Source organism: Paenibacillus ferrarius (assembly GCF_002027705.1).
GTDB classification, from domain to species: Bacteria; Bacillota; Bacilli; order Paenibacillales; family NBRC-103111; genus Paenibacillus_E; species Paenibacillus_E ferrarius.
Map to the genome: position 1 here is coordinate 147302 of NZ_MBTG01000014.1, position 25199 is coordinate 172500.

Below are 25199 nucleotides of genomic sequence, written 5' to 3' on the forward strand. Positions count from 1 at the left end.
TTTAGCACGCTCTGATCCGCACAGCGGCTTGCGGCATGCAATCGGTAATGTAAATATCTACACCACCACAATTGTTAATCGTCCAGTGCACGGAACACCCTGTTCCCTCAACTTCATAGTGCACGCCTTCTGCCATGTTGACTACGATGCTGAACGCTTGTTCGGCGCTACTTGCATAGCGAAATTCCGCCTGATACGCCGTATAACTTTCGTTAAAGGACTGCTGCAGCATCCAAATATTAAAACCAGTGGAAACTTTGCCAAGTTGGTAATAAGCAGCAAACCAATTGATGACCGGAGCCGACAAACCGCCGAAATGATGCCATCCTGCGCCTCGACCTGTCTGCACGATAAAGTGCTCATAACAGTTGTAGGTGGCCTCGGTCTCACGCTTCCATAAGTTTAAAGCGGTATCCGCAATGCGGAAAGCAAGATCGGAGTAACCCAAATCGAGCATGGTTTTCCAGAAAAACCATTGATGCGGCATCCAAACCGCACCGTTCCAGTAGCCATCCGCCCGATAATAAGGCGCGCTTTGGTCAACGGTGGACAGGCCGATTGGCGTCCATAAACGTTTATCATCAAACAGCGCGGCAACTAGCCGATCCGCACGCGATTTGGTACAGATGCCGGCTACGAGCGGGTAAAGCCCATCCATCCCCATGTTGTAATTGGCCCCGGAGCTGTGCCGTAGAAGGCTTTCTGGCTCACCCTCCGCGTTATGCACGACATAGCTGTAATAACCGGCTTCTTCATCCCACGCATGCTTCTCCAAAGCATGACTCCATCGTTCTATATCCTGCTCGTAATCCCTTATGTCTTCCTGCCAATTCTCCGACATTGCGGCAGCCATTTTCAGGATTTTAGCAATACGAATGGCCTGGCTCGTTGTCACAATAGGGGCAACTGTTGCTTCCAGCGTTTGCGCATGCACATATTTTTGCGGCGGATAGTCGTCCCACCCCCCGGAATTATAGAAGTAATCCCATGTTTTAAGCAATCCAGAGCGCAGTAGGCCAGTAGTAGACCCGTTAATTTTCCCGGCTAGGAACAAGTAATATTGACGCAATCGCGGATAAAAATGATGCAAGAAAGCGAGGGACTGCCCTTGGTTCCACAGCTCAAGAAACACATAATGCTGCACGGGCACAGGGCTGCCATGATGAATGAAGGCAGCCTGGCGGTCACCAGGTTCTGTCATATACGCGTTCAAGCAATCTATGGAGCGCTCTGCATCCAAATCGGAGAACCCGAGTGCGATAAACCCTGAATCCCATGTATATAGGGAATCCCACCAGCGCCCTGGCGTACTGTGGCGAATATACCCGCGTTTGGTGTAGACAGGGAAGACTGTATTGGTTAGCAGCGTAGCTCGCATAAGCTGCTGGCTAAATGCATAGGTGCCACCGGCAGCATAGGTGGGAGGCGGAGTTAACTGCGCACGTTCAGCTTTATAAATGGCTTCGCATTTGTCGTAGTCTAGCGAAACCGCTGTTAGGGAAGCAAGCACTTCTTCGTACGTCCCAGAGCAGACCATGCCATGAAGGATCTTCGATGAAGAGGGTACGACATGAATGGGACGCATGAACACATTCGTAAAGTGACCCTTTCCATTACCCTGCAAGACGGCATCAACGTGATTATGCACCGTAAGACGGGCATACCGATCGAGTTCGTCGTTTTTGTATTGTCGTATCTCGACATTGGGGTAGTTCCACAGAAGGCCGTAATGATACGGGCAATCTTTATATCGGAGGATCAGGCTGCCAGGAACAGGCCCTTCCAGCAATTCAGGCTCGATGTGCCAGGGCCGGTCGACAAAGACAACCTCCTGGGTAGCGTTGTGCTCAAGTAGGGTAAAGCCGTCCAGCACCAAGGGGCCGGAGCCGCAAGCAGATAAGGAGAGCGTGAAGTCTCCTGCTGCAAGCGTCCCGATCGGTAGATGGGCAACCCTGAGGGAGTTGGAAGCCTCTACATCGAATTGGTATATCTGATGTCCAATTTGAAGCTCAAGTTCCACGCTTTGCTCCGTTTGGTAGCGCAGCAGGAACACACCGTTTATTAAAGGCTCTGCGAGGTTTATCTCATAACGCAGCAAGTCGCCTTGGTCGGCACCGAAGCTGTCTCCTATTGCGGACCCTCCCGTAAAATGCTGGCCTCGAATTTCCCCCCTAAGAAAACCGTCATAGACCAAGCCGTCCGACGGTCGTGGGCGTGCGAAATTCAATTCGCTATAATCTAGCGCATCAACCCACACTGCGCCCTCGGGCAGCTGCGCATCTGCACATACTTGTACGTCGCCGTGCCCCAGAAGGCGAGGCGGCTGAAGCGAAGCCATCCAGTGCAGTACCAAGTTTTGCGGATGCTCGGTTTGGTTCACGAAGGATACTCGAATTAGTCGGCACTGATCAGCGATGCGGCTGAAAGAAATGTCGGTGTAGACGCGATCTTTCCATTCAAGTTCATGGCGGTGGGAGAAGAAGCTGAAATCCGCCGTTGCCTCCCATGGATGATAGCCGGATTCCCACAAAACGCTGGGAATATCCATTTTTCTCCTGTAGAAGCCAGGCATTAGACTAAGATCAAAACGCAAGCCTCGCGCTTGATCGCTGATATGGGAGATACCCATGTATTGTTTGGTATAGGGTCCCCATGCAGGCAGTCTAAGATCATGGTCATCGGGGAGTGTCTCAATCTCATGCATTGTCTATCGCTCCTTTGGAATGTAGGCTCTTCTCTTTATTTTAAAAGAGTACATACCAAAATGCCTCTTGATATAAGCTTAAATTATCTTGAAAACGGACATTCATGCTATGATGGGTATAACAATGAAGTGCAGGAGGATCCCCGTGCCAGTGAATCTGACAGCTTACGATAAAGAACATGTGGATTATGAAGATCCAAATTTCCGGCTTAAAATATGGACCCTGCATCATCCTAGCCAACCATCCGCTCAATATGGGCTTTGGCACTATCATGAAGAGGTGGAATTGATCGCTGTGCTGCAAGGTACTCTGTCCATAGAAACACCACATCTCAGCTATCATCTGCAAGCTGGTCATGTGGTGTTGCTCGGCTCCAATGAACTGCACAGATCTCACAAACATGGACGTGACGATCTGCTGTATATCGTCTGCCATGTTGATATGGCAGCTTTTATCGATCCATCCTTGCTTCCGTATCTCGCCGCATTTACCGGCCGCTCGGCCAATTTAACACAGTTCAATGAAACACTGCGCAAGTATCCGGCTAGCATTGAGGTCATTTATCAACTTATCCATCAGATGCTGCTCGATATGACCATACAACAGCGGGGCTACGAGCTCTCTATAAATGTTAGCTTGAAAAAGCTCATGTACACGTTAATTCAAATTGATGATGCCCACATCATCAAACCGATGGATCCACAACTAGCGGAGAAATTGCGTCCTGCGCTTGTCTATATCGAACAGCAGTTGGAAATTCCTTTCCAAATTGCGGATATCAGCAGCAAGCTGAACTATAATAGCAGCTATTTTGCCAAGCTGTTCAAAAAAGGAATGGGGATGACGTTTACGTCCTACGTCCAGATGCGCCGAATGAAACGAGCAGAGCAGCTCTTGCTAACTGAGGCGTGGTCTGTAACTGAAATTAGCGGCAAAGTAGGGTTTACCAGTCCAGCCCAGTTTTATCAATTATTCAAAAGGCATTTCGGCTGCTCGCCGAGGCAGTTTGTTGAGAAACGGACCCTTCCTAAATTTTAAAGCGCCGAAGTTATTTATTCATGATTCGGAATGACGAATGAAACGGTTGTTCCTTCATTGGGTTCACTGAAAATAGACAAACCTTGACCGTATAATTGAGTTAATCGTCGATTCGTATTGGAAAGTCCAATTCCTTTTTTTCCTTTCATCGAAGGACTCAACAGTTGAATAACCTTTTCTTGCTCCATACCCTTGCCATTATCTTTTACTTCAATCAGCGTGCAGCTGTCTTGGCGAGTAATCCGTATATGGACCGTACCACCTTTGCTTTGGCTAAGGAGGCCGTGTTTGACAGCATTCTCGATTAGAGGCTGTATAGAAAGTGGAGGAAGCAACAAGTTGATGTGGGGTTCAACTTCCCAAACAATAGACAACCTGTCCTTAAATCGCACTTTTTCGATAAATAAATAGGCCTCGATAAGCTCAAGTTCATGGGAAAGCTCGATCAGTTCTTCTGTATTGAGAAAATCAAAGCTGATCCTCAAATAGGACGCAAAGGCATTGCCCAGCTCACGCATTTTTTCCGTGTCTATATCACTAAGCGCCATAATTGAGTTAAGTGTGTTGAATAGAAAATGAGGATGAATTTGTGCCTGAAGATAGGCGGCTTCTATCCGTAAACGTTCATTAATGGATTGCTTTAGCGTGATTAACGCCCTAATTCGGTATTTGAGCTCTAGTGCATCTACAGGTTTGGTCACATAATCATTGGCTCCCGACAAGAATCCAGTGTAGATATCAGCTGGCTGACTACGCGCGGTCAACAGCAAGACAGGAAGCTCGGAAACGGAATAATGCTTCCTTACTTTCTCCGTTAACTCGTAGCCAGACATGTGGGGCATCATGACATCGGCAATCAATAGATCCCATTGCCCCGTGCCAAGCAGTTCCAATACCTCACGAGCTGAATGAGCCGTTGTTATGTTATATGGCTCCGTTGAAAGAATTCCAACGAGCACATTCAGATTGACGGGGTCGTCATCAACGGCAAGAATATTCACCTTCCTGTCATTCAAAAGCGGCGGAGTTAGTGCAGAAGTTGCCAATTCGGCAATGACAGTATCTTGAAAACGCAACCCAACAGGCCACTCAGCAGCTTCGTCCGTTACCTGATGTAGATGGAGAGATTGTTGAGATTGTTGAGGTTGTTGAGACTGTTGAGATTGTTGGAGATTCGACAAGTTAGCTAGCGGCAGACCAAAACTGAATACAGAGCCTTTACCCAGTTCAGAACGAACTGTCAATGTACCGCCATGCAATTCTACCAACTGCTTGCATATGCTTAAACCAAGTCCAATACCTCGACCATCGCTTATTCCATAGGACCCTTGTTCGTAGGGAAGAAACACTCGCGCCTGTGTTTCCTCATTCATGCCGACCCCGGTGTCAGAGACATGGATAATGGCAAGCCCCTCACGGGTATCCGCAGAAACAGAGATTGTTCCTTCTTCTGTGTATTTGAGGGCATTATGTAAAAGATTATGCAGAATTTGCAGAAGTCTTTTCTCATCCACTAATACCAGTGGAAACGACTCCATTATGTCCATACTCAATCGGATAGCCTTACCCTCAATCATAAATTTAAGCATGCTAATTACACCTGGAACGATCGATTGAATCCGCAAGGGCTCCTGCTGCAGAACTATGCGGTGCTCTTGGAGACGTGCAACATCAAGAAGATCTCCCAGCATGTGCGACATGCGGCGACTTATCGTGATCAACAGTTCCATATCTTTAAGGCTATTCTCATTCAACTTTGCTTTCTCTTTGGATACAACGGTCTGAGCGATATTCATAATGCCATGCAGCGGCGTTCGTAATTCGTGCGACGTATTGGCAAGAAATTGGTCTTTCAGCTTGTCTGCTTTTTTTAACTGTTCGTTTAGCAAGATGTTTTCATTAGAATTGTGGAAATATTTTTTAAACCAATAGGTAGAGAAACCAATAATGGCCGCAATTATATCTATTGGATAGTAAACCACCGTACAAGAAATCCATAAACTCCAGACAAGACTAGACATAATACATACCGCACATAGCAACAAGAAGATGACGTCATTGTCGGCTTGCTTCCTGAAGATCATCGTTCCAATGATATAAACAAACCACACAAATGGTATTAAATAGACCACTGTAAATATTCCTAGTGCAACTGTTCCATTCACCCATGCAGCGCTTGCAGCCAGCAGAAATCCAGTGAAAGCAATGAGCACTGAAGTGAATGCTCGCAACCATACACTCTTCGGTGGAGCCGAAGAGAATCCTCTGAAAAGAATAAGAATAAAAAAGGAATGCCAAATGAGCGAGATTAATCTGATCTTCAGCGCCCATGTATAATTGATCGGCAACCATAACATGAGCACGTTATCATGACCGGCCATAATCGTAATCCCAGTAGCCAGGGTTAACATACAGACATTGAACAAAGTCCGATAATGAGGATTAAAGCAGTAGAGAATACAGGCGTACAAACCATGAAGCAGCAAAACAAAAAATGTAACCAATTGAAACCCAATGGAATACCAACGCAAGTAGTCGATTGCTGCCTGAGATCCAAAACGAACGGAGTTTAGTATTCCACCGTTATAAGGATCATCGAAGTTAGCTACTCGAATAAGCACTTCAATTTCTTCTATACCTTTCGCAAAATAAGAAGCTGTGTAAGAGATGTTTTTGGGCGTGTACGCATATTCGCTCTCGGCAGGTTTACCAATATCGCCCTCAGTCAGCCCATTGGTTTCCACGGTAGATGAGGCTTGTATACCATGCAACCAAAATGCGACAGGTTTCTCCAGTGGATCGACAAGAATGCGCAGCCGATACGTTCCGTACCCAATTGAGGAATTTCCCTCTTTGGTCAGTGCGCTACTCCAGTTTCCGGGTACTTGAATATAAGAGGGCTGCTCTTTCACAATTTGCGTATTCGCTTGAGAAACTAATTGGGCAGGGTAGAACTGCCATTCACCATCCAGACGGATGGCAGCGGAATTATTTAAGTCCCAGCCGCGCATGTCGAGTACGCCATGGATAGCTTGCGGGTACTCCGAAGTAAAAAACATTTCGGACCAAACCCATCGTAAGCCGAGGAGAATACTAGAAAATAATAAAACTAGGGTTATATATTTTAGGGGGGAGGTCATTTTTATTCGCATCATAGAAAATGAAATTCGACATATATGGCGTAGTCCCTTTATTTACCTTTAACGTTTTTCTTGGGGGAATGGACACGACCAATTGATATCGGAAACTCAAAAAAAAAAAGTCGGAATCTTGAAAGTAGGTAACCGTCACAGCAGTTAGTATGAAGTATAAAGAAAACAGAATAGAATCATAAAAGTCATGACGTCCATGGTACAATAATTATCATAAAAGAGCTGAAGGGAACTTGGACTACATGAGAAAACCACCATCTTCAATATTCAACTCGCTCCGGTTTAAACTTATTACAGGGCTCATGCTTATTATGCTGCCGATTGTTATCTTCTTAATTTTCAGCAACTTCTATTCGATCCAAGTCGTTCGCAACCAAGTTTCTCAAACTAACAGCAACATGATCAGCCTTTATATGGGGCTAATCGATAGGTCGCTACGCGACATCGACAACTACTTGCTTAAATATGCTTCGGAAGAAACGGGCTTGTACATTCTTGATCGTTCTCCCTTGATCGATATCGATTTATATCAAATGGAGCGCATATGGCAATTTAAACAATTGGTGAATAACGCGACTTACTATAAGGGACTAGACTATTTCTTCGTATATTCGCCCGCAAACCAAGATTTGGTGTTTGCTCCTAATCAGACAGGTTCGGCTAACTTCGACAATCAACCTATCAAGGATGCCATTGTCTCGCTTATTGATGACGGGCATTTTCAGACAGGGAGATGGACTGTATTCAGCCTTCATGATAAGGATTACTTGTCATATATCATGAAGATTGGCGGTTTATACATCGGGGCTGGTGTAAATGCACGAGATATTACTGGGCCGCTTGATCTCCTGGATCTGGGCGCCGATGGAAGAGCGCTGCTTGTCGACGGCAACTATGAGCCGCTAAAGAACGAATCTTTTTTTAGAGAACGCGGAATTGATTTATCTTATACACCTAAGTCGTACCGTCTAAGCGGTATAGATGACGGATATCTGGTGATCGGCGAGCATTCTGGAAAAGGGGATTTCGGTTTAGTCGCGGTCGTCCCCGATCAAAGAATTCTCCAGAAGCTGCCTTATTTGCAGAGGATTATTTTTTTCATCGCGGTGGGGACCGTCATCATTGTATTGCTTGCCTTCTACTTCATGAGGCGAGTTGTGCTCCGCCCGATCAACCGGATCGTACTAGCCATGAGCAAGATCAAAGAGGGTCACTTAGATACACAAATAGCGATGAAACCTGCCTCCAATGAATTCGAGTTGATGAATGAAACGTTTAACAGCATGTTGACCGACATTCAGAAGTTGAGAATCGATATCTATGAAGAGCAATTGATTAATCAGAAAGCGGAGCTGAAGCAGCTGCAGCTGCAAATCAATCCGCATTTCTTTTTGAACAGTCTGAATGTTGTTTATTATTTGGCCCAAGAACAAAAATATAAGTTGATTCAAGAACTTTCCCTTTCATTAATTCATTATTTTCGCTTCATGTTCCGCAGCCACACGGATCATGTTCTGGTTCGGGACGAGCTTGGACATACGAAAAATTATTTGAACATTCAGCAGATCCGGTTTCCAGGGAGTTTGACGTATGCCATTATCGCATCAGACGACCTGCTCGATTGTTTCATTCCACCGCTAATCATTCAAAGTTTTGCTGAAAACACGATCAAGTATGCGGTCAATACGGACGTTCCTACTTCAATCGAGGTTTCGGTTGGACGTGATAGCCGGAAGGATGAAGAACGGCTTCATATTCGTATTCGTGATACAGGCCCAGGGTTTGCAGACGAGGTGCTCGAGAAGTTGAGACAAGAAATAAACCTGACGAGTAAAGAAGGCGAGCATATCGGGATCTGGAATGTAAGGCGAAGACTGCGGCTGTTATACGGGGAACAAGCAAGCATCAGGTTCTCAAACGATAACGGGGCCATCGTAGATATTTTCATGCCAATAATGAAAGGATTGGGTTAGGATCATGTACAGATTATTAATTGTAGACGATGAAGAATTTATCGCGAACGGCATTAGGGCAAGCGTGAACTGGTCAAAATTCGGCATCATTTACGTGTCTGTAGTGAACAGTGCCCGAAAAGCGAAGGAACACTATTCCAAGCATCCGGTTGACATTATGTTGTGTGATATCGAGATGCCGCAAGGAAGTGGACTGGAACTCTATGAATGGGTACGGGAAGAGCATCCTTGGACAGAGTGTGTCTTCCTGACCTGCCATGCTGACTTTCAATACGCGAAAAAAGCCATCCAGCTTGGTAGCTTCGAATATTTGCTCAAGCCTGCACCGCCAGAAGAGCTGGAACGCGTCATGATGGAGTTGATTAAGAAAATAAGCAAAGACCGGAAATCGGCCACGATCGTCATTGAGCGCTTCTGGCAGGATCTGCTGAAGCAGGTCACCCCATCCCGTCCGGACAATATTAAGGAAGAGATCTTAAAGCACAATATACCCTATACTAGCAAGATGAAGTTTTTGCCCGTCTTGATCAGTATTCATCACTGGGAGAAAGAACTGAACGCTCAGGAGGCCCTCAATATGGAGTATGCGGTAACGAACGCCCTGGAGGAATTGGTCATTCGACCAGTCGCTACGTCTCACATCGTTCGTATCAAGGTCAATCAGTTGTTGGCTTTATTTCCTACCCAACATACGATAGAGACGAGGGAAGAGGAATTCCTCCAAGAGATTGTGAAACGATTCGGTTTGTTCATCGACTTGTGCAATAGACATTTGGGGTGCCATTTGTCATGCTATTTGGGTCAACCGACTGAGATACACGATATGCGTGGCATGGTTGAAGATTTGGAAGGGTTTAGAAAGATGCAGGTCAACGCCGTCGACCGGGTCGTGCACATTGAAGAGAAGATCACACATGAAACGCCATTTCCCATGCCTTCGATGAAAGTATGGTCCGAGCTAATCAAGCAGGGAGACAAGAAGAAGCTTCTAGTCGAATCGCAGCAGTTTCTGGAGTCGCTCAAGCAGATCGAATGGCTGAATTCGAAAAGCTTGCAGAAGTTTTATTTGAATTTTCAGCACATGGTGATGCAAACGCTGCAACAAAAAGGGCTGTTTACGGAGGATATGTTATCGGATCATTTTGCTCCGGAACGTATTTCATCTGCTGTCAAAAGCGTCAAAGACCTGCAAGACTGGGTTAAGGACGTGCTTGAAATTGCAATGACTTCCATTGAAGGACCCGGTTCGAATGAGACGGTCGTAGAAAAGATCAAGCGGTACATAGCGGCGAATATCGACCAGGAAATGTCCCGACAATATATTGCCGACTATATCGATCTCAGTCCCGACTACATGGTTAAGCTGTTTAAAAAGGAGACGGGTCTATCGATATCGGAATATATTCTGAAGGAAAGGATCGATCTTGCGAAAGAGCTTCTTATCAAATCGGAAACTTCGATCAGCAACGTTTCTTTAGCGGTAGGTTTTGTTAATTTTTCTTATTTCTCCACGCTCTTCAAGAAGGAAGTCTCGATGACACCTCAGGAGTATCGGAAAAGGTTTTCGGGCATGTAAATGTTATATGAACATCAAGGACGCCAAGAGGCGTTTTTCTTTTTATATGGACGGAAACTCAAAACAGGGAGAACGGATTCTTGGATGCAGGCAACCGAGCACTCCATTACAATAAAAGTAGTAAAGCGCAAGACCAATCTTATTTGGAGGTTCCACATGAAGTTAAGAATGAAATACACTGCGTCGGTTCTGATTTCCGTTTTGACAACGTCTATGCTAGTCACTGCCTGCACCTCGGGCTCGAGTGTCCAACCGAATGCGAGCGGAGCTTCTACGCCGTCGGCTAGCGCGAATCCCAACCTGAAGCCCGTCGAACTGACGATGGTGTTTCCGGTTACTAGTGAGCAGAAGGACTTGAAAGCTGTACAAGAAAAAATCAACAAAATTACGCAAGAAAAAATCAACGCAACCGTGAAGCTCGTACAGATCACGAAAGGAGCCTGGGCGCAGCAAACTACGCTGTTGCTGTCTGGCAACGAGAAAATCGATCTCATCGTAAGCGGCAGAGGCACATACGAGCAGCAAGTGGCCAAGGGCCAATATCTTGCGCTAGACGACCAAATAGCCAAATACGGTCAAGATGCCAAAAAAGCGCTGGACGATCTAGATCCTGCTTATCTAAAAGCGACTAAGATTAACGGAAAGACTTACGCGATTACGAGTATTCGAGACCTGGCGACCGACTTTGGCATTTCGATGCGTAAAGATCTTGTAGATAAGTACAAAATCGATACGAAAGCGATCAAATCGGTGGACGATCTCGACTCTGTATTCAAAGTAATCAAGGAGAACGAGCCGGAAGTGATTCCAGTGATCAAGTTCGCCAACTCGATTCTCGGGAATCCGTTCATTGGCGGCTTGATGGATCCGCTTGGAGATGGTTATGGCGTGCTTCCGGAGCACGATAACGGGATGAAGGTGGTCAATTGGCAGGAAACTCCAGGATATGCCAAACTGCTGGACACGACAAGAAGATGGTATTTGGCCGGATATATTGCCAAAGATGCCGCTACCAGTACAGAACCTTGGCAAAGTTTAATGAAAGCGGGAAAAGCCTTCTCGACGATTCACCATATGAATCCATTTAGTGAAGCGGCCGATTCCTTAAGTGTTGGAAAAGATCTGGTTGAAGTGCGTTTGCTGCCAGCCGTCGCGTCAAATAACAACATCACTGCCTACATGTGGAGCATTCCCAGAAATGCGCAAGACCCGGATAGGTCTATGATGCTGCTCAATATGATGTATACGGACAAAGAGTTGATCAATCTGCTGGATTGGGGAATTGAAGGACAGCATTATGTGAAAAAATCGGATAACGTCATCGATTTTCCGCAGGGCGTCAACGCTTCTAATAACGGCTATTACCCTTACCAAAACTGGCTTTTTGGAAATATGCTGCTCTCCTATTTGTTCAATGGGGAAGATGTGGACCGAAACAAGAAGCTTACTGACTTTAATAAGAACGCGAAGAAATCGAAAGCGCTTGGCTTCAGTTACAATTCAGAGCCCGTGAAGACGGAAATCGCAGCGCTAACGAATGTTACGAACCAGTTCGCTATCGCTTTAGAGACAGGAACGGTGGATCCCGCGAAAATGTTGCCCGAATATATCAAGCAAATGAAGGCAGCGGGCATCGATAAGGTCATTGCCGAGAAGCAAAAGCAGCTTGACTCTTGGGCAGCGGCCAATAAATAATCCAATCGATCCCACTATAAAAGACAGAAGAGGCCATGCGTAAAAACAATGTCAGCACTAAAGGTGGTTAAGACGTATGCAAGCAAGCAAAATGTCATGGCGGCTTGAGATGAGGAAGGCAAAAAAATATCGGATGCTCGTGCTCATGACGCTTCCGGGGCTGCTTTACTTTCTCGTCAACAATTACTTGCCGATGTTCGGCATCGCCATCGCGTTCAAAGATATCAATTTCGCGAAGGGGATATGGGGGAGCGATTGGGTCGGGTTCAAAAACTTTGAGTATTTGTTTAAGACGAAAGATGCTTACATCATTACCCGCAATACGCTGATGTACAATCTCTCGTTTATTGCCTTGAATACGGTTCTCGCGATTGCACTTGCGATCTTACTGAATGAGGTCCGCAAGCGCGTGTTATCGAGATTCTACCAAACGATCATTCTGCTTCCGTACTTGATTTCTATGGTAATCGTCGGCTACCTCGTACTCGGTTACCTGGACGTCGAGAGAGGTTTCATGAACAAGACTCTTCTCCCCCTGTTTGGCCTTGAACCTGTATCGTGGTACAGCGAAACGAAATATTGGCCATGGATTCTGACGATCGTGCACGCCTGGAAAGGCGTAGGCCATCTTTGTGTCATTTATTTGGCTGCGATTATCGGCATCGATCCAGAGTACTATGAGGCGGCCAAAATAGACGGCGCGAGCCGGTGGCAGCAAATCCGGACGATTACGATCCCGATTATTGCGCCGGTCATTACGATTATGACACTGCTTGCGATCGGACGTATTTTCTACTCCGACTTCGGCCTGTTCTTCCAAGTTCCGCTCAACACAGGCGCCTTGATGCCGGTCACGAATACGATCGATACGTACGTGTACCGCGCATTAATCAATATGGGCGATATCGGGATGTCTTCAGCCGCAGGTTTGTATCAAGCCGTCGTCGGATTTGTTCTTATATTAGCTTCCAATGCGGTTGTGAGAAAATTCAATAAAGATCATGCACTGTTCTAGGAAGGGGCTTTCCCGTGTCATCATCCCCAAAGCTTTATCAATGGTCGATCAACATCTTCTTACTGGTTTTTACATTTCTCTGCATCATGCCTTTCTGGTTGCTGGTCTCCGCTTCTCTTACAGACGACATGGAAATTATACGGAATGGATACACCTTCTTCCCGAGTACCTTCAGTTTTTCGGCATATGAGTATTTGTGGACGGACTCCGCGAATATTTTGCGCGCTTACGGGATTACGATTCTCGTAACGGCGGTCGGAACGGCTGCAGGATTGACGCTAACGGCGTTGCTTGCCTACCCTCTGTCGCGGACCGAAATGCCGTTTCGGAATATGCTGGCTTTCTACGTATTTTTCACGATGCTTTTTAATGGAGGCCTTGTACCGACCTACTTGCTGTACACCAATTTCCTTCATTTGAAAAATACGATATTGGCGCTGATCCTTCCGAGTTTGTTAATGAACGGCTTTTTCGTCATCCTGATGCGAACGTTTTTCGCAACCTCGATTCCGAAGCCGATTATCGAATCGGCTTATATCGACGGCGCAAATGAATGGAACATTTTCACGAAAATCGTATTGCCTCTATCGACGCCGGTTTTGGCTTCAATCGGGTTGTTCTATACGATTCAGTACTGGAACGATTGGTTTAACGGACTGATCTACATTACCGACAGCCGTTACTACAGCCTTCAAAACCTGCTCAATCGGATTTTGGTAGATGCGCAGTATTTGCAGTCATCAATGGAGGTTGTCGTGACGAATCAACTTCCACTTGCCTCTATGCGCATGGCCATAGCTGCGATCGGGGTCGTTCCGCTGCTTTTTGTATTCCCATTCTTTCAGAAATATTTTGTAAAAGGCTTAACTGTAGGCGCTGTAAAAGGCTGACTCTGATTGTCAACCATCTTAGAAGACTTGAAACAGAGACAAAAAAAGATAATGAGGTGCATAGACGTGCAACGCATAATTCCATTTGAAGGAACCAATAATTTTCGAGACATGGGAGGCTATCGAACGATAGACGGACGTCAGGTTAAATATCGTTTGTTTTATCGTTCCGACGAATTGACTGGATTGACGGAAAAAGATCTGGAATCCCTGAGAGCTTTGAATATACGAACGATCTTCGATTACCGCGACGATTATGAAGCACAAAAAAAGCCAGACCCAGTTATTCATGATGTAATCAATATCCGAATCCCAGCAATCGAAGCACATCAGCGTCCTCGAATGAACGTACCGTCAGACTCGGAAAGCGATTCGAGTAAAAACCCCTTTTTCATAGACTTGATCAAGAGCGGATTTTTCAAGTCGTTTCGGGCCGACACGACAATGATAGACTTGTACACGAAGTTCCCGATCAACAATCCGTCGTACAAACGATTGATGGCAACGATTCAGAACACGGACAACCTCGGACTCCTGCATCATTGTACGGCCGGCAAAGACCGGACGGGAGTCGGGGCCGCATTAATCTTAATGGCGCTCGGAGTTCCGGAGAGCACCGTCATGGAAGACTATCTCTTAACTAACGTAACGATGAAAGAATTCAACCGGAACCTCCTTGATCGCCTTGCCGAACATGCGGATGAAGCTGAGCTGCAAAACATCGTACTGATGCTTGAAATCAAAGAGGCGTACATGGATGCGGCTCTCGGATCGATCAAGAAGACGTACGGCGATTATAACACCTATTTCTACGAGGAATTCGGCCTGACGAAGTCCAAACGAGAAACTCTGCAAAATATGTGTTTGACATAATGGGTCTTGAGAATTGTGAAATCCTAGCAATATATAGGTAGACAGCTTTGTAAAAGTAATATTAAGTATAGAGAGGATAGAGGTAGACTATGAGATTCGTACACTTAACCGATACCCATTTAAATGCCCCAGGGAAGGAAGGACAATTTCCCAATTCCAAACATTATGAGAAGGTGAGGCAAACCATTCGTCATATTCGCGAAACCAAAGTTGACCCCGCGTTTGTTCTAGTCACAGGAGACCTTTCTCATGGAGGGGATGAGGAAGATTACGTCTTCATTCGCTCTCTGTTTGACGAAGCTTCCGAGCAACTCGGAGTACCCGTCTATGTTGTCCTTGGTAATCACGATCATCTCTCCGCTTTCCGTCAAGGCTATCTTGGCGAAGCGCCCTCAGAAGATCCATACTATTATGTTCAAAACATTAACGGATTGCGTCTAATTGGCCTGAATTCCCAAATTCCCAATCAGCCTGGCGGTCGAATCGACGAAGTTCAATTGGCCTGGCTGGAGCAACAACTTCTAACGCCGGCACCCAAAGGCACAATCGTCGCCCTTCATCATCCATTGTTCAGCCTCGGCGGCTTTACAGCAAAAGGATTGCTCGTCGAGAACCGTGATGAGGTTGCTCGCGTTGTCGCTGGGACGGATGTTATCGGTATGTTTGCTGGACATATTCACTCGAACTTATTCGGAACCTATCAGGGTATCTTCCACGTCGCAGCCGCAGGTACCGCCTTCACCGCGGAGCTGGGAGAAGGCAAGGAGCACTTTCAGTTTATCGATATTTGTGGGTACAACATCGTCACGGTAAGCGAAGAAGGGATTGTAGTTCAGTCAATCGATCTTCCGCGTTCGCGCGCTGAATATATGCGGATTCCTAGCACTCGAATGATATAGCCACTGGACCTTATGAAATTCTATCTGAGTATTTGGTATAATAAGGTTATAGAGTAGAAGAACTAAAATTTTGTAATCACAAGCAACGGATATATGCTTTCGGCTTGTATTGACATAGGAGGGTTACTATGACAGAGAATCTCATTGAACGTGCCGCGGGGGGATTAGTTCTTCGCAAGGCACGGACGGGATTCCAAGTGCTACTCATTGATGACAGATATGGACATGTCAGTTTTCCAAAAGGCCATCTGGAATTCGGAGAGACATGGGAAGACGCGGCAGTCCGAGAAATTTTCGAAGAAACAGGAATTAAATCAAGGATCCTTTCACTGCTTGGGAACGTTGAATATCCTATCAAACGAAAAGGGTTAACCGTTCGAAAGCAGGTCCGCTTATTCGTTCTTGAAGCCATCGACGAACAAGCTGAGCCTGTCCACCAAGCTAACGAAGTTGAAAGTGCTCAATATTTCGCATGGGAAGATGCACTTCGACTTCACATGGAACGAGGCTATGTGGACTTGAATTGGGTGTTTGATAAGGCTAAAACACTTTGGGATTGGCACGAGAAACTAACGGAAAACGAGAGCTAAGTAATTGTTACATGATTGAAATCTTATTTTCATCTGGCATTCATCATTCAAGAATATAATAAGAGTCGACCCCCTTTAAAATATAAACTTAGACCCACAGCCCGTTGCTGTGGGTCTCTTTTTCTTATTAAACGAAAGGGCAGGATAACGGAATGTAGCATGGAATAATTTGTATTAAGGCAGTATTCTATAAAGGGGGATTAACTTGAAAACAGGAATCATTTTATCGCTTTCCTGGTGGAGATGTTGAATTCGGAGAAACTGCGGCAGAAGCTATTAAAAGAGAACTAATTGAGGAAGTTTGATTTACAATCGGAAATTGGCTCGCTTGCGTGTCTTAATGAAAGCATAGTTGAGTATGACGGAAAAAAGAGACATGATTGCACTATCTTACATTGGGGGGCAATTAATGATGCCCAAATTCAGGAAACATTAAATCATAACGAGCGAGAAGAAATAAAATTAACTTGGCGTACCTTTGAGCAATTGAAACAAAAACCGTTATATCCAGAAGGTATATTGGATTTTCTTTTAGATAGAATAGTAACAGTATCCCATTTAGTTATAAGAAAAAGCTATGATCAATAAAAGTGAGTCTTATCCCTGGTTCTACTAACGAGGAAGTATGACAAGTTCTTGAAATAACGGGAGAACGTTTGTTCAATAGACAGTAATGGGAGGCTAGAATTTATGCAAAGTAGTAGATTAGAACTGGACATTATTTCGACGGCAGAAAGCTTTACAAATAATTTTTCTGATAAAGGGAATTTTGATTTTAGTGTACAAAGCCTACGTAAAGTAGACGATATTCTTGAAGAATTATGTGAATATGAAATAGATAATGATTCTTTGGATTCTGTTTCTTCTATGGTTGGAAGTTACATTTTCGAAGTAGCAAGAAGGAATTATGGTGGGAAGTACTATTGGATACAAGATAGAGAACAACCTGTTTTAGTTACTGGTGAGCCGGAATTTTCAATTTCAATTTTTGCTTTCGATAAAGTTAGAGGTAGAATTCAGAATGGGAAAGAAGATGAGATACCATATTACTTTGATGGTTATATCAATGCAGTTGAAAAAGGTAAGGAATCAGGTTACTGTGCAACAATTGTTTAAAGCTTAGGAGATTAAACTAATTAGAGAACTATGCTGAATAAACTAAAAGTCGCGGCTTCTAGCATGTTCGGTAAAATAAGGATTGAAAGCTTTATCGGAAGAAAGTCACTAACACCTCTTTGGCACTTTCTTCATGGTTATCAGTATTGTTTGTTTGATATTGAAAGGGATTATTACAATACGCACGGATTTCAGGAATATATAGAGGATTTTTATTATTTCCATGGAGCCCATAGTTGGGCACATATAATACAAAATAATTGCATTGATGATGAAGCAGCCTTCGATAAATTTTATGAGCATCTCGATGAATATCTAAGCAAATATGTATTAATTCTGAAATTAAGAGTTAGTTAGTGTAGTGGGATAAACCAATTAATGTTAATCTGTTTTTAGACAATAAATCATGAGGTGTTAATATAATGGGGAAAGTTAGTGCAGTAATAAAAGATACATATTTTAAGCAGCCCTCTTGGTTATCAAATGTTGAATACAGGGAAACTAATTATCTTTCAAGATCCTCTACACCAGAAGATGCCATTCTATTTTTTACGTTGCTATGCGGGTGTAACAACATAGATACGGATAGAGAGCCTACTGAGGTATTAAATGAGTTGATAGCCATTGATGAAATAGCAATAAGTGGTGGTATAGCCTTTGAGGATGAAGGAAAAGCGATTCTTCCGAGTTGTTGCTGTGGGCTTGAGAATTGGAGAGAAGTACTTGAAGCGGTCTTAAGTAAAAAGGATGTATGGCTTGGTCATGATCCATTCCCAACTTTGGAATACATAAATGATTCGGTAAGAGTTTGGTCTGACGATTATTTTGGCACGATGAGAAAAGATTTATCCCAGCAAGAATTACAGAAAATGTATTATATAGAATACAATCGAAATGACTTAATTAATAAACTAGAAGCTATCGAGATGGATTTGTTGGAGTTTTTTAAGTATTCGTTTGAAAAGGTACTCTGTATGTTCGATGATGATCAAAAAGAAATGTTATTTTTGAAATACTGTAAGTGGTTCAATCTGGTGGTAAGTTAAGTTCCCCGCTCAGTCTGAATGAAATACCATGAAAATTAAAGTGATAAATGCTTTAAGAGATGATTTAGAGAATGCAATAAGACTGTTTAAAGAGTTGGTGGTTATGAATAAAAAATCGGAAGAATTCTTGAGAATAATGTTAGATTTCTTACCGTCAACTGATGATGCGTATAGAAAATCAATCGCGGATTACGGTGAGGTGCTAGAAACTGTGATAATTGAGGACATCTTCATGCCTGAAATAATTAAACTATTAAGTGAGCAAAGAAACATCAATTTGTTAGAAAGTATTTTTAAATATTTTGAAGAAGTATCAAATGATGAAGATGCTCACATAAAGAACATTTTTTCAATTACGGCATTGGAAATACTTGGGAACGACAGGGCGATTCTAGGGACTGCACAGAAATACATGGGAACTAAAACGATACAACTTCAAATAGAAGCTGATAAAGTATTAGGTAGAATCTAGTCAGCACAGACTTCTCTGGTTTTCTTTTCACCAGCGGAACACTCAAATAAATAAGTCAGTGTTGAGCCAACGAGGAACTATAACTTCATAGAGAAAAGTTAAAAAGGGAGTTGTGTATGTTTTATGCAAAGAGCCATAATTGTTAGTTACTTTTCCGACAAAAAGAATTATCGACCCATATTCTGATAATGAAGCCTATTGCAAGTTGCCAACAATAACATTTAGAACATCATTGTAAATTGGCTTAAACAAAAGGATAATTATTACATTGATTAAGCTAACGATAACAGTAGGTTCAAGTAATCGATGAAACAAAGAGGGGGAAACCGAAATGAAGACGATCAAACGAATGATGGACCACCTGTACTGGGCGGACGGACGCATCTTGGACGCACTCGAGGAGAGTGAGACGAAGAACAAAGACCTTCTGAAGCTGGTTCGGCACGTCGCGGTCGCGGAACGAGTTTGGCTGTCCCGATTGCAGTGCACGGGCAGCGCGCAATATTTGTTGTGGGAGGAAGCGGAAGACCTGACGGAGATCCGGACGATGTTCGAAGAAAACGCCGAGCAATATCGCATCTATATCGAAGTCCTTGAGGAATCCGAGTTGGACGAGATGATCGACTATAGGAACCAGAGTGGGGTTCCGTTCCAAACGTCCGTCCGGGACATCCTGTTGCAGGTCCTTTTACATGGGCAATATCACCGAGGACAGATCAACCGGGCACTTCGGATCGAATCGGCAGAGCCTGTCCAAATCGATTACATCACGTTCGCGAGGCTCTAACAGGGACTAATAATCACCTTGCAAAAAAAGAGCTTTTACCGAAACGGTTGTTATAAGGCGCATGCCGAAATACATTTATCTTTGTGAGGGCAGGGGCACGACTGAAGAGACTCCTGTACATGTAGGACAGGGGAAAAACTGGAGATCATATCAAAGGATAAAGTTGAACAAGGTTTACGAGCCTTGAAGAGAGGAATACAAATGAAGAATGTCGTCGCAATATGGGCAGCTAATTATGAATCAGAGGAAGACCTAAAGTCTTTTGTAGAGATTAGTTACGACGAAGATGAGGAAGCACAAGCACAAGCACAAGCATCTGGATTTATGAGAAGTATCGGAATTTCGGGTATAGACAATGATTTTATGGAGACACATTTTATTAATGATGATGAATCGCGGCAATCATTCTCGAATTATTTGTACAATGAATATTGCTCGAATCAGTCTTTCTCAGAACAACTACCTTCAAATCTCGGGGAATACATTAACCGGTATAATTCCTTTATATTACTATACGCTAACGATTCGCCTTACGGTTCAGTGAATGAGTTTTTGCTTCTTATGGAGGCCCCTGTTACGCCAAGTGGATCCTCCCCCGTTCTTCTCGCCTATCTTATTTATCATACTAACTAGAAACCATAGAGTAGGAGGAGTTAGTAAAGTTATATTTCCTCTTCTTAATGACTACTTAGCTGAAAGGAGCCATTCCGGCATGATTGTAATACCCGATACATTTATTAAAAAAATGCACGAACTCCATGGTGAGCAAGGTGTCGCCTGGTCGGAGGCGCTGCCTAGGCTAATCGCCGACTGTGCAAGCCGCTACGACTTTAGCCCTCACGATCCATTTTCAAATTTATCATATAACTTTGTGCTCCGCGGAACGCGCAGCGACGGGAAGCGAGTCGTCCTTAAATCATCTTTCATGAAGGAGGAGTTGTCCAGAGAAGTTAGTGTTCTTCGCGCTTATGAGGGCCGAGGGGCAATTTATGTGCTTGATGCAGACGCGGAATGGGGAGTAGCACTGCTGGAGATGGCCGAGCCTGGCTTACCTTTGTCAACAATTGAGAATGATGCACTTGCGACGGACATCTTTTGTGAAGTATTTCGCCGCCTTCACCTTATGCCACCAACTGGCAGTCTGTACCCATCAATGAAGCAGCATTTCTTGGCAATTGAGCGATACCGAGAGCGATTCAAAGACATGAAAGATGACATGCCACTGCCTTCGAGCTGGGTGGAGAATGCCGAAGAATGTCTGGAATATCTCATCGCGACCACGACCGAGAATCTCTTACTACATGGCGATCTGCACCATGATAACATACTTCGCCAAAGTGAAGAGAAATGGGCTGTCATTGACCCCAAAGGTATCATTGGCGACATCCATTTTGATACGATCCAGTATCTGCTTAACTACGAGGATCGGGGTGGGGACTGCGAGCAGGTGCTTCGGGACAGGATAACGAGTATGGCCGATCGCCTTGGACTCGATCCTCGTCGAATTGCGATGTGGGGTGTAGCGCGAGGCGTGTTGGAGGCGTGCTGGACGATTGAAGACGGAGGAACGGATTGGCACAGAGGCATCCAAATCACGGAACGCTTTGCCAAAATTCTTGATTGAGGTATCAAAAAAATGAGTAAACTTTAGATGTTCCTCTCCGCATCAATCGTTGAACTCCCGTTACTTCAAAAGATTTTGGTAATTGGGGAGGAAGTCATCCTTAACGGGTCCTCTAAGATGTTCAAAGTTTTTAAGCTCAACTCCAGCCGGAGAGATCCGATATGTAAGTTCATCTTCGCCGACAGGTATATGAGGGCCGACTATGGGTTGAGCATCAATTGTGATTAAAAAATCAAAACCGCGGAAAGCAGCTACCCTTTCAAGACTCTTCACATTTACATAATCTGGATGAATAACTGGTGGTACTGTAATTACATCTGCGTATTCCTCAGCAAGCTTCTCTTGTATATGCGGAAGTAGGCTTATGACAAGCATATCTTGTAATTGCAGTTCCCTTGAGTCCTCAAGTGGCTTATTGCCAGCTGCATTGGAAGTTTGCTCTGAAAGAGCCTTTTCAGCCTTATTTTTATAGTTAAGCACCTCTTCACCTTCTTGTAGTTGTACTTCTTTGGAGAATCCGTTAGCTAGAAAAAAAGTAACTTTACTTGGAAAGCTTGTTGTTTCAATCATACTCGAAGCAAATACAGAAGTTGTTGCCATTAAGAAGGCACCGCATAACACACCTATAATAAAATGTTTCTTCAATTCGTCCTCTCCTCTTCAAATGTAAATTTTTCTATCTAATTGACGAAGCAAATGCACTGTATGTTCAAAACACGTATAAATTAAATAGCAAGTAAGTGGGGGAGGTTCACTATGATCGAAGTGTTGATTATTGTATTATGGATAAAAGAACGACTTGCCTCATTAGGATATAGAAACCTTTATGGAATTCAAGGTGCTAGATGGCAAGTGCATTCGTTAAATTAGGAGGATTACATGGCCTGGAGCAAATTGAAGCAACTTCTGGAGAGCTTTCTCAGTCCTGCGCTATATGGAAGGTTCGAATACCGCGCAACTAGCTACCGTTATTTACCTGATAAAGCAGGACTTTGTTATATTGCGGTAGACAAAAAGAATGTACTCAGTATGAGTGATATAACTACCTTAATCAAATGGTATCATACGGAGCTGGAAATAAAGAATGATCCAGATATCCAAATTCCTATCAACAATGAAGAAATTGAAGCTGTCAGAAAAGATACCAAGGGGATAGTTCCGGAGGATCGTCTTAAAGTAATTGCAAGAAATAGAAAAATATCAGAATATGCAAAGGAGCTTTTATCAGAACAGTCAGCATTAAGTAAATCCAATTTTATTGTTGTAGCCAATAAGTTTTTATCTATTTCTATAGAGGAAAGCCTAGAGAGCAACGATATCTTATTGAATATTTTAGCTTTGGTTGACAGAAGAGTTGGAAAAAAGCGAATTTTAAATATGGCCGAGAAGATGAAATTAAAGCATCCAATTGTACAGTATTTTTATGAGCTACGGCTTAGCACGTTATGAAAGTTAATAAACAGCTCGGCAGGAGCGAATAAATGCGTCACCTAACCCGAATTTACCGGGAGGTGTCGCATTTTTCATGCGGTTGTATGTTTATTTCTGACAGTTAGCTTCATTATTCAGTTCAGTTTCACTGCGATTGGCGCAATCTGCAAGTATGTTGGCACCTTATGCTAGTTACATGTCGGAACGTTAAGAGTAACATAATATCTGTAAGTCAGGGAGCGGATGTATCAGTTACCAGAAGGAGGTGCAAAAGAATGACATCCCATTCCTTTGATCGAATCAAAATGCCGCCGGGGTTTTGGGAAGGACTGCGTCAATTGGGTATCGCCTCGCATGATGTAGCTCGCAAAGCCGGATTGCCGCTCACAATTATTTCCGAGAAGGCTGTTAACACCGCCGAATATTACGCAATCTGGCAGGCGTATTCCGACTTGGCCGGTGACATCGCCCAAGGGATGATTAAACTTGCAACCATTTATGATGTAACGAAATACCCACCAACTATATTGGCAACCTATCACGCCCGTGATTATCGCGATGCTTTGCAACGGATGGTCCGATATAAACAGCTCTGTCCTCCCGATAGCTTGAGGATGATTGAAGATGGCGAGGAATGTACCATCGATTTGGAATGGCTCATTACCGATCAATCTTGTCCACCATTGCTGGTGGGTATCACGCTGGCATTCCTGCTTGAATTAGGACGGCGGGGCACAGGTCAGTATCTGGCGGCCAGAACTGTAGAGTTTTCCCAACCAATGGGAGATGTACAAGTTCTTGAATCTTACTTTGGGTGCCATATCCGAACGAATGCCGATCGCAATCGTTTGACGCTACATCGGAGAGATCTGGATCGTCCATTTCTTACCTATAATGAAGAGCTGCTTGAGATTCTGACCCCTGCACTCGACCGCACGCTGCAAGAACATCAAGGCAATTGTTCCGTTTCGGACATGGTCAAATGGATTATGAAGCGCAGCTTCAGCGGTGGACGTCCCGATATACAGACGATCGCCAAGGAATTGGGGATGAGCGAACGAACGTTGCAGCGCCGACTAACCGAAGAGAGCACAAGTTTCAACCATCTGCTCACACAAGCAAGGCATGAACAGGCACTTCTGTATTTGGCAGATTTATCGCTCGATATCAAGGAAGTGGCATTCCTGCTCGGATATGAAGACCAAAATTCGTTTTACCGCGCATTTCGCGCTTGGGAAGGCGATACGCCTGCCAAGTGGCGAAGCGAACATGCGGAGGCGCATGTTAACGTAGAAGATATGCTTTCGGATAGATTGAATATTCATTGATTGAAGAACAGAAAAGGGAGCAATGCATCATGGATATGGGATTGAACAACAAAACGGCGTTGGTAACAGGTTCAACGAAAGGAATTGGCAAAGCAATTGCCATCGAGTTGGCCAAAGAAGGTGTCAACGTCCTTATTAATGGACGAAATCACGAAGAGGTAGAGCGCGTAGTCAGCGAAATCAAGTCTGCGTACCCGAATACTTCTCCGCAAAATGCGGCAGCCGATATCGTAAATGTCGCTGAGAGGGCAGCATTGTTAGAAAAGTTCCCGCATGTTGATATTTTGGTCAACAACACTGGGATTTATGAGATCATGTCCTATGATGACGTAGACGACGCCGTGTGGGATAAATACATTCAGACCAACGTACTTGCTGCAAACGGGCTTTCCAAGTTCTATTTGCCCAGCATGCTGAATAACGGCTTTGGTCGGATCATCTTTATTGCGAGCGAAGAAGCGGTGATGCCTTCCGGACAAATGCCGCAATATGCCGTAACCAAGTCCATGCTTCTCTCTTTATCAAAGAGTCTGTCCAAATTGACAGCAGGGACGGAGGTAACAGTCAATACGATTATGCCTGGACCAACACTTTCGGAGAATGTACAACAGATCATCGAAAGCGTCTTTCAGGACGAAAACATGACCTTTGAGGAAAAAGAAAAAACCTTCATGACCGCCAATCTCCCGCAATCCGAATTGCAGCGTTTCATCAGACCAAGCGAAATCGGCAGACTTGCGACATTTGTATGCAGCCCATATGCAGCACCATTCAAAGGTTCCCCGATCCGTATGGACGGTGGAATGGTCCCAACGATTTACTAATCATGCCCGGTTAAAATGACGGACGCGGGACATCTTTTACCTATAGGCAGAAGGTACGTTTAAGCTTTCTTGCCGGTTTATGACAGCCACTTACGCAGTGGCTGTTATTTGTACTGCATAAAAATGCCATTCCCGGATAATAGTAATCACAAAAAGGGAGAATTT

At 44.3% G+C, this 25199-nt stretch carries 22 protein-coding genes and 1 pseudogene; 20 read left to right on the forward strand and 3 right to left on the reverse strand.

The features are described 5' to 3' along the window. Position 1: 1 nt before the first annotated feature. Positions 2 to 2704, reverse strand: coding sequence for an MGH1-like glycoside hydrolase domain-containing protein (locus tag BC351_RS17115; RefSeq protein WP_079413952.1), 2703 nt, complete (start codon positions 2702 to 2704; stop codon positions 2 to 4). 145 nt (positions 2705 to 2849) lie between these two features. Between BC351_RS17115 and BC351_RS17120 the strand changes: the two genes are divergently transcribed. After that, complete coding sequence (locus BC351_RS17120; RefSeq protein WP_158082122.1) at positions 2850 to 3743, forward strand: helix-turn-helix transcriptional regulator; 894 nt, start codon at positions 2850 to 2852, stop codon at positions 3741 to 3743. A 14-nt stretch (positions 3744 to 3757) separates the two neighbouring features. Here BC351_RS17120 and BC351_RS17125 read toward each other — a convergent pair whose 3' ends face one another. Next, positions 3758 to 6802, reverse strand: a complete 3045-nt coding sequence (locus BC351_RS17125; protein ID WP_244209049.1) for an ATP-binding response regulator — start codon at positions 6800 to 6802, stop codon at positions 3758 to 3760. 335 nt (positions 6803 to 7137) lie between these two features. On the opposite strand from BC351_RS17125, the gene BC351_RS17130 reads away from it, so the two are divergent. The 16 genes and pseudogenes from BC351_RS17130 (at position 7138) to BC351_RS17205 (ending at position 21451) form a co-directional block, all read left to right on the forward strand. Further along, complete coding sequence (locus BC351_RS17130; protein WP_244209051.1) at positions 7138 to 8868, forward strand: sensor histidine kinase; 1731 nt, start codon at positions 7138 to 7140, stop codon at positions 8866 to 8868. Positions 8869 to 8872: 4 nt separating this feature from the next. Next, a complete protein-coding gene (locus tag BC351_RS17135; protein ID WP_079413955.1) occupies positions 8873 to 10444 on the forward strand; it encodes a response regulator transcription factor in 1572 nt (523 codons plus the stop codon). 156 nt (positions 10445 to 10600) lie between these two features. Next, on the forward strand, positions 10601 to 12139 hold the full coding sequence (locus BC351_RS17140) for an ABC transporter substrate-binding protein (protein ID WP_079414006.1): 1539 nt from the start codon (positions 10601 to 10603) through the stop codon (positions 12137 to 12139). Positions 12140 to 12215: 76 nt separating this feature from the next. Beyond that, on the forward strand, positions 12216 to 13154 hold the full coding sequence (locus BC351_RS17145) for an ABC transporter permease (RefSeq protein ID WP_079413956.1): 939 nt from the start codon (positions 12216 to 12218) through the stop codon (positions 13152 to 13154). 14 nt (positions 13155 to 13168) lie between these two features. Further along, positions 13169 to 14044 (forward strand): carbohydrate ABC transporter permease, encoded by an 876-nt coding sequence (locus tag BC351_RS17150; protein ID WP_079413957.1) that lies wholly within the window; start codon positions 13169 to 13171, stop codon positions 14042 to 14044. 66 nt (positions 14045 to 14110) lie between these two features. Next, positions 14111 to 14917 carry a tyrosine-protein phosphatase gene (locus BC351_RS17155; protein ID WP_244209052.1) on the forward strand — a complete coding sequence of 269 codons (807 nt, stop codon included), beginning with the start codon at positions 14111 to 14113 and terminating at the stop codon, positions 14915 to 14917. A gap of 89 nt (positions 14918 to 15006) precedes the next feature. Then, positions 15007 to 15816 (forward strand): metallophosphoesterase family protein, encoded by an 810-nt coding sequence (locus tag BC351_RS17160; RefSeq protein ID WP_079413959.1) that lies wholly within the window; start codon positions 15007 to 15009, stop codon positions 15814 to 15816. Between the two features lie 128 nt (positions 15817 to 15944). Next, positions 15945 to 16406: an NUDIX hydrolase gene (locus BC351_RS17165; protein ID WP_079413960.1), complete on the forward strand. Its 462-nt coding sequence runs from the start codon at positions 15945 to 15947 to the stop codon at positions 16404 to 16406. A 260-nt stretch (positions 16407 to 16666) separates the two neighbouring features. Beyond that, positions 16667 to 16711 (forward strand): annotated as a pseudogene (locus BC351_RS44355) (hypothetical protein); the annotation flags it as partial. Next, complete coding sequence (locus BC351_RS17170; RefSeq protein ID WP_079413961.1) at positions 16698 to 16994, forward strand: NUDIX hydrolase; 297 nt, start codon at positions 16698 to 16700, stop codon at positions 16992 to 16994. The pseudogene BC351_RS44355 and the gene BC351_RS17170, both read left to right, overlap by 14 nt. Positions 16995 to 17096: 102 nt before the next feature. Next, a complete protein-coding gene (locus BC351_RS17175; RefSeq protein ID WP_079413962.1) occupies positions 17097 to 17522 on the forward strand; it encodes a hypothetical protein in 426 nt (141 codons plus the stop codon). 422 nt (positions 17523 to 17944) lie between these two features. Beyond that, positions 17945 to 18568 carry a hypothetical protein gene (locus BC351_RS17185; protein WP_079413964.1) on the forward strand — a complete coding sequence of 208 codons (624 nt, stop codon included), beginning with the start codon at positions 17945 to 17947 and terminating at the stop codon, positions 18566 to 18568. A 28-nt stretch (positions 18569 to 18596) separates the two neighbouring features. After that, on the forward strand, positions 18597 to 19040 hold the full coding sequence (locus BC351_RS17190) for a DUF7674 family protein (protein ID WP_244209054.1): 444 nt from the start codon (positions 18597 to 18599) through the stop codon (positions 19038 to 19040). Positions 19041 to 19371: 331 nt separating this feature from the next. Next, complete coding sequence (locus BC351_RS17195; RefSeq protein ID WP_079413965.1) at positions 19372 to 19827, forward strand: DinB family protein; 456 nt, start codon at positions 19372 to 19374, stop codon at positions 19825 to 19827. A gap of 201 nt (positions 19828 to 20028) precedes the next feature. Beyond that, on the forward strand, positions 20029 to 20460 hold the full coding sequence (locus tag BC351_RS17200) for an immunity 22 family protein (RefSeq protein ID WP_079413966.1): 432 nt from the start codon (positions 20029 to 20031) through the stop codon (positions 20458 to 20460). Between the two features lie 79 nt (positions 20461 to 20539). Next, positions 20540 to 21451 (forward strand): aminoglycoside phosphotransferase family protein, encoded by a 912-nt coding sequence (locus tag BC351_RS17205; protein WP_158082123.1) that lies wholly within the window; start codon positions 20540 to 20542, stop codon positions 21449 to 21451. A gap of 60 nt (positions 21452 to 21511) precedes the next feature. Here the strand turns inward: BC351_RS17205 and BC351_RS17210 are convergent, their stop codons facing one another. Then, positions 21512 to 22096: a DUF3888 domain-containing protein gene (locus BC351_RS17210; protein ID WP_079413968.1), complete on the reverse strand. Its 585-nt coding sequence runs from the start codon at positions 22094 to 22096 to the stop codon at positions 21512 to 21514. A 234-nt stretch (positions 22097 to 22330) separates the two neighbouring features. Here BC351_RS17210 and BC351_RS17215 point away from each other — a divergent pair, with 234 nt between their 5' ends. The 3 genes from BC351_RS17215 to BC351_RS17225 all read left to right on the forward strand — a co-directional run bounded on the left by BC351_RS17215 (position 22331) and on the right by BC351_RS17225 (position 25034). Continuing rightward, positions 22331 to 22900 (forward strand): SF0329 family protein, encoded by a 570-nt coding sequence (locus BC351_RS17215; RefSeq protein WP_079413969.1) that lies wholly within the window; start codon positions 22331 to 22333, stop codon positions 22898 to 22900. Positions 22901 to 23157: 257 nt separating this feature from the next. Continuing rightward, entirely contained in the window at positions 23158 to 24210 is a 1053-nt protein-coding gene (locus BC351_RS17220) for an AraC family transcriptional regulator (protein ID WP_079413970.1), read from the forward strand. Between the two features lie 29 nt (positions 24211 to 24239). After that, the gene (locus BC351_RS17225; protein ID WP_079413971.1) at positions 24240 to 25034 is read left to right on the forward strand and encodes an SDR family NAD(P)-dependent oxidoreductase; all 795 of its coding nucleotides are present in this window, start codon (positions 24240 to 24242) and stop codon (positions 25032 to 25034) included. The last annotated feature ends 165 nt before the right edge of the window (positions 25035 to 25199 follow it).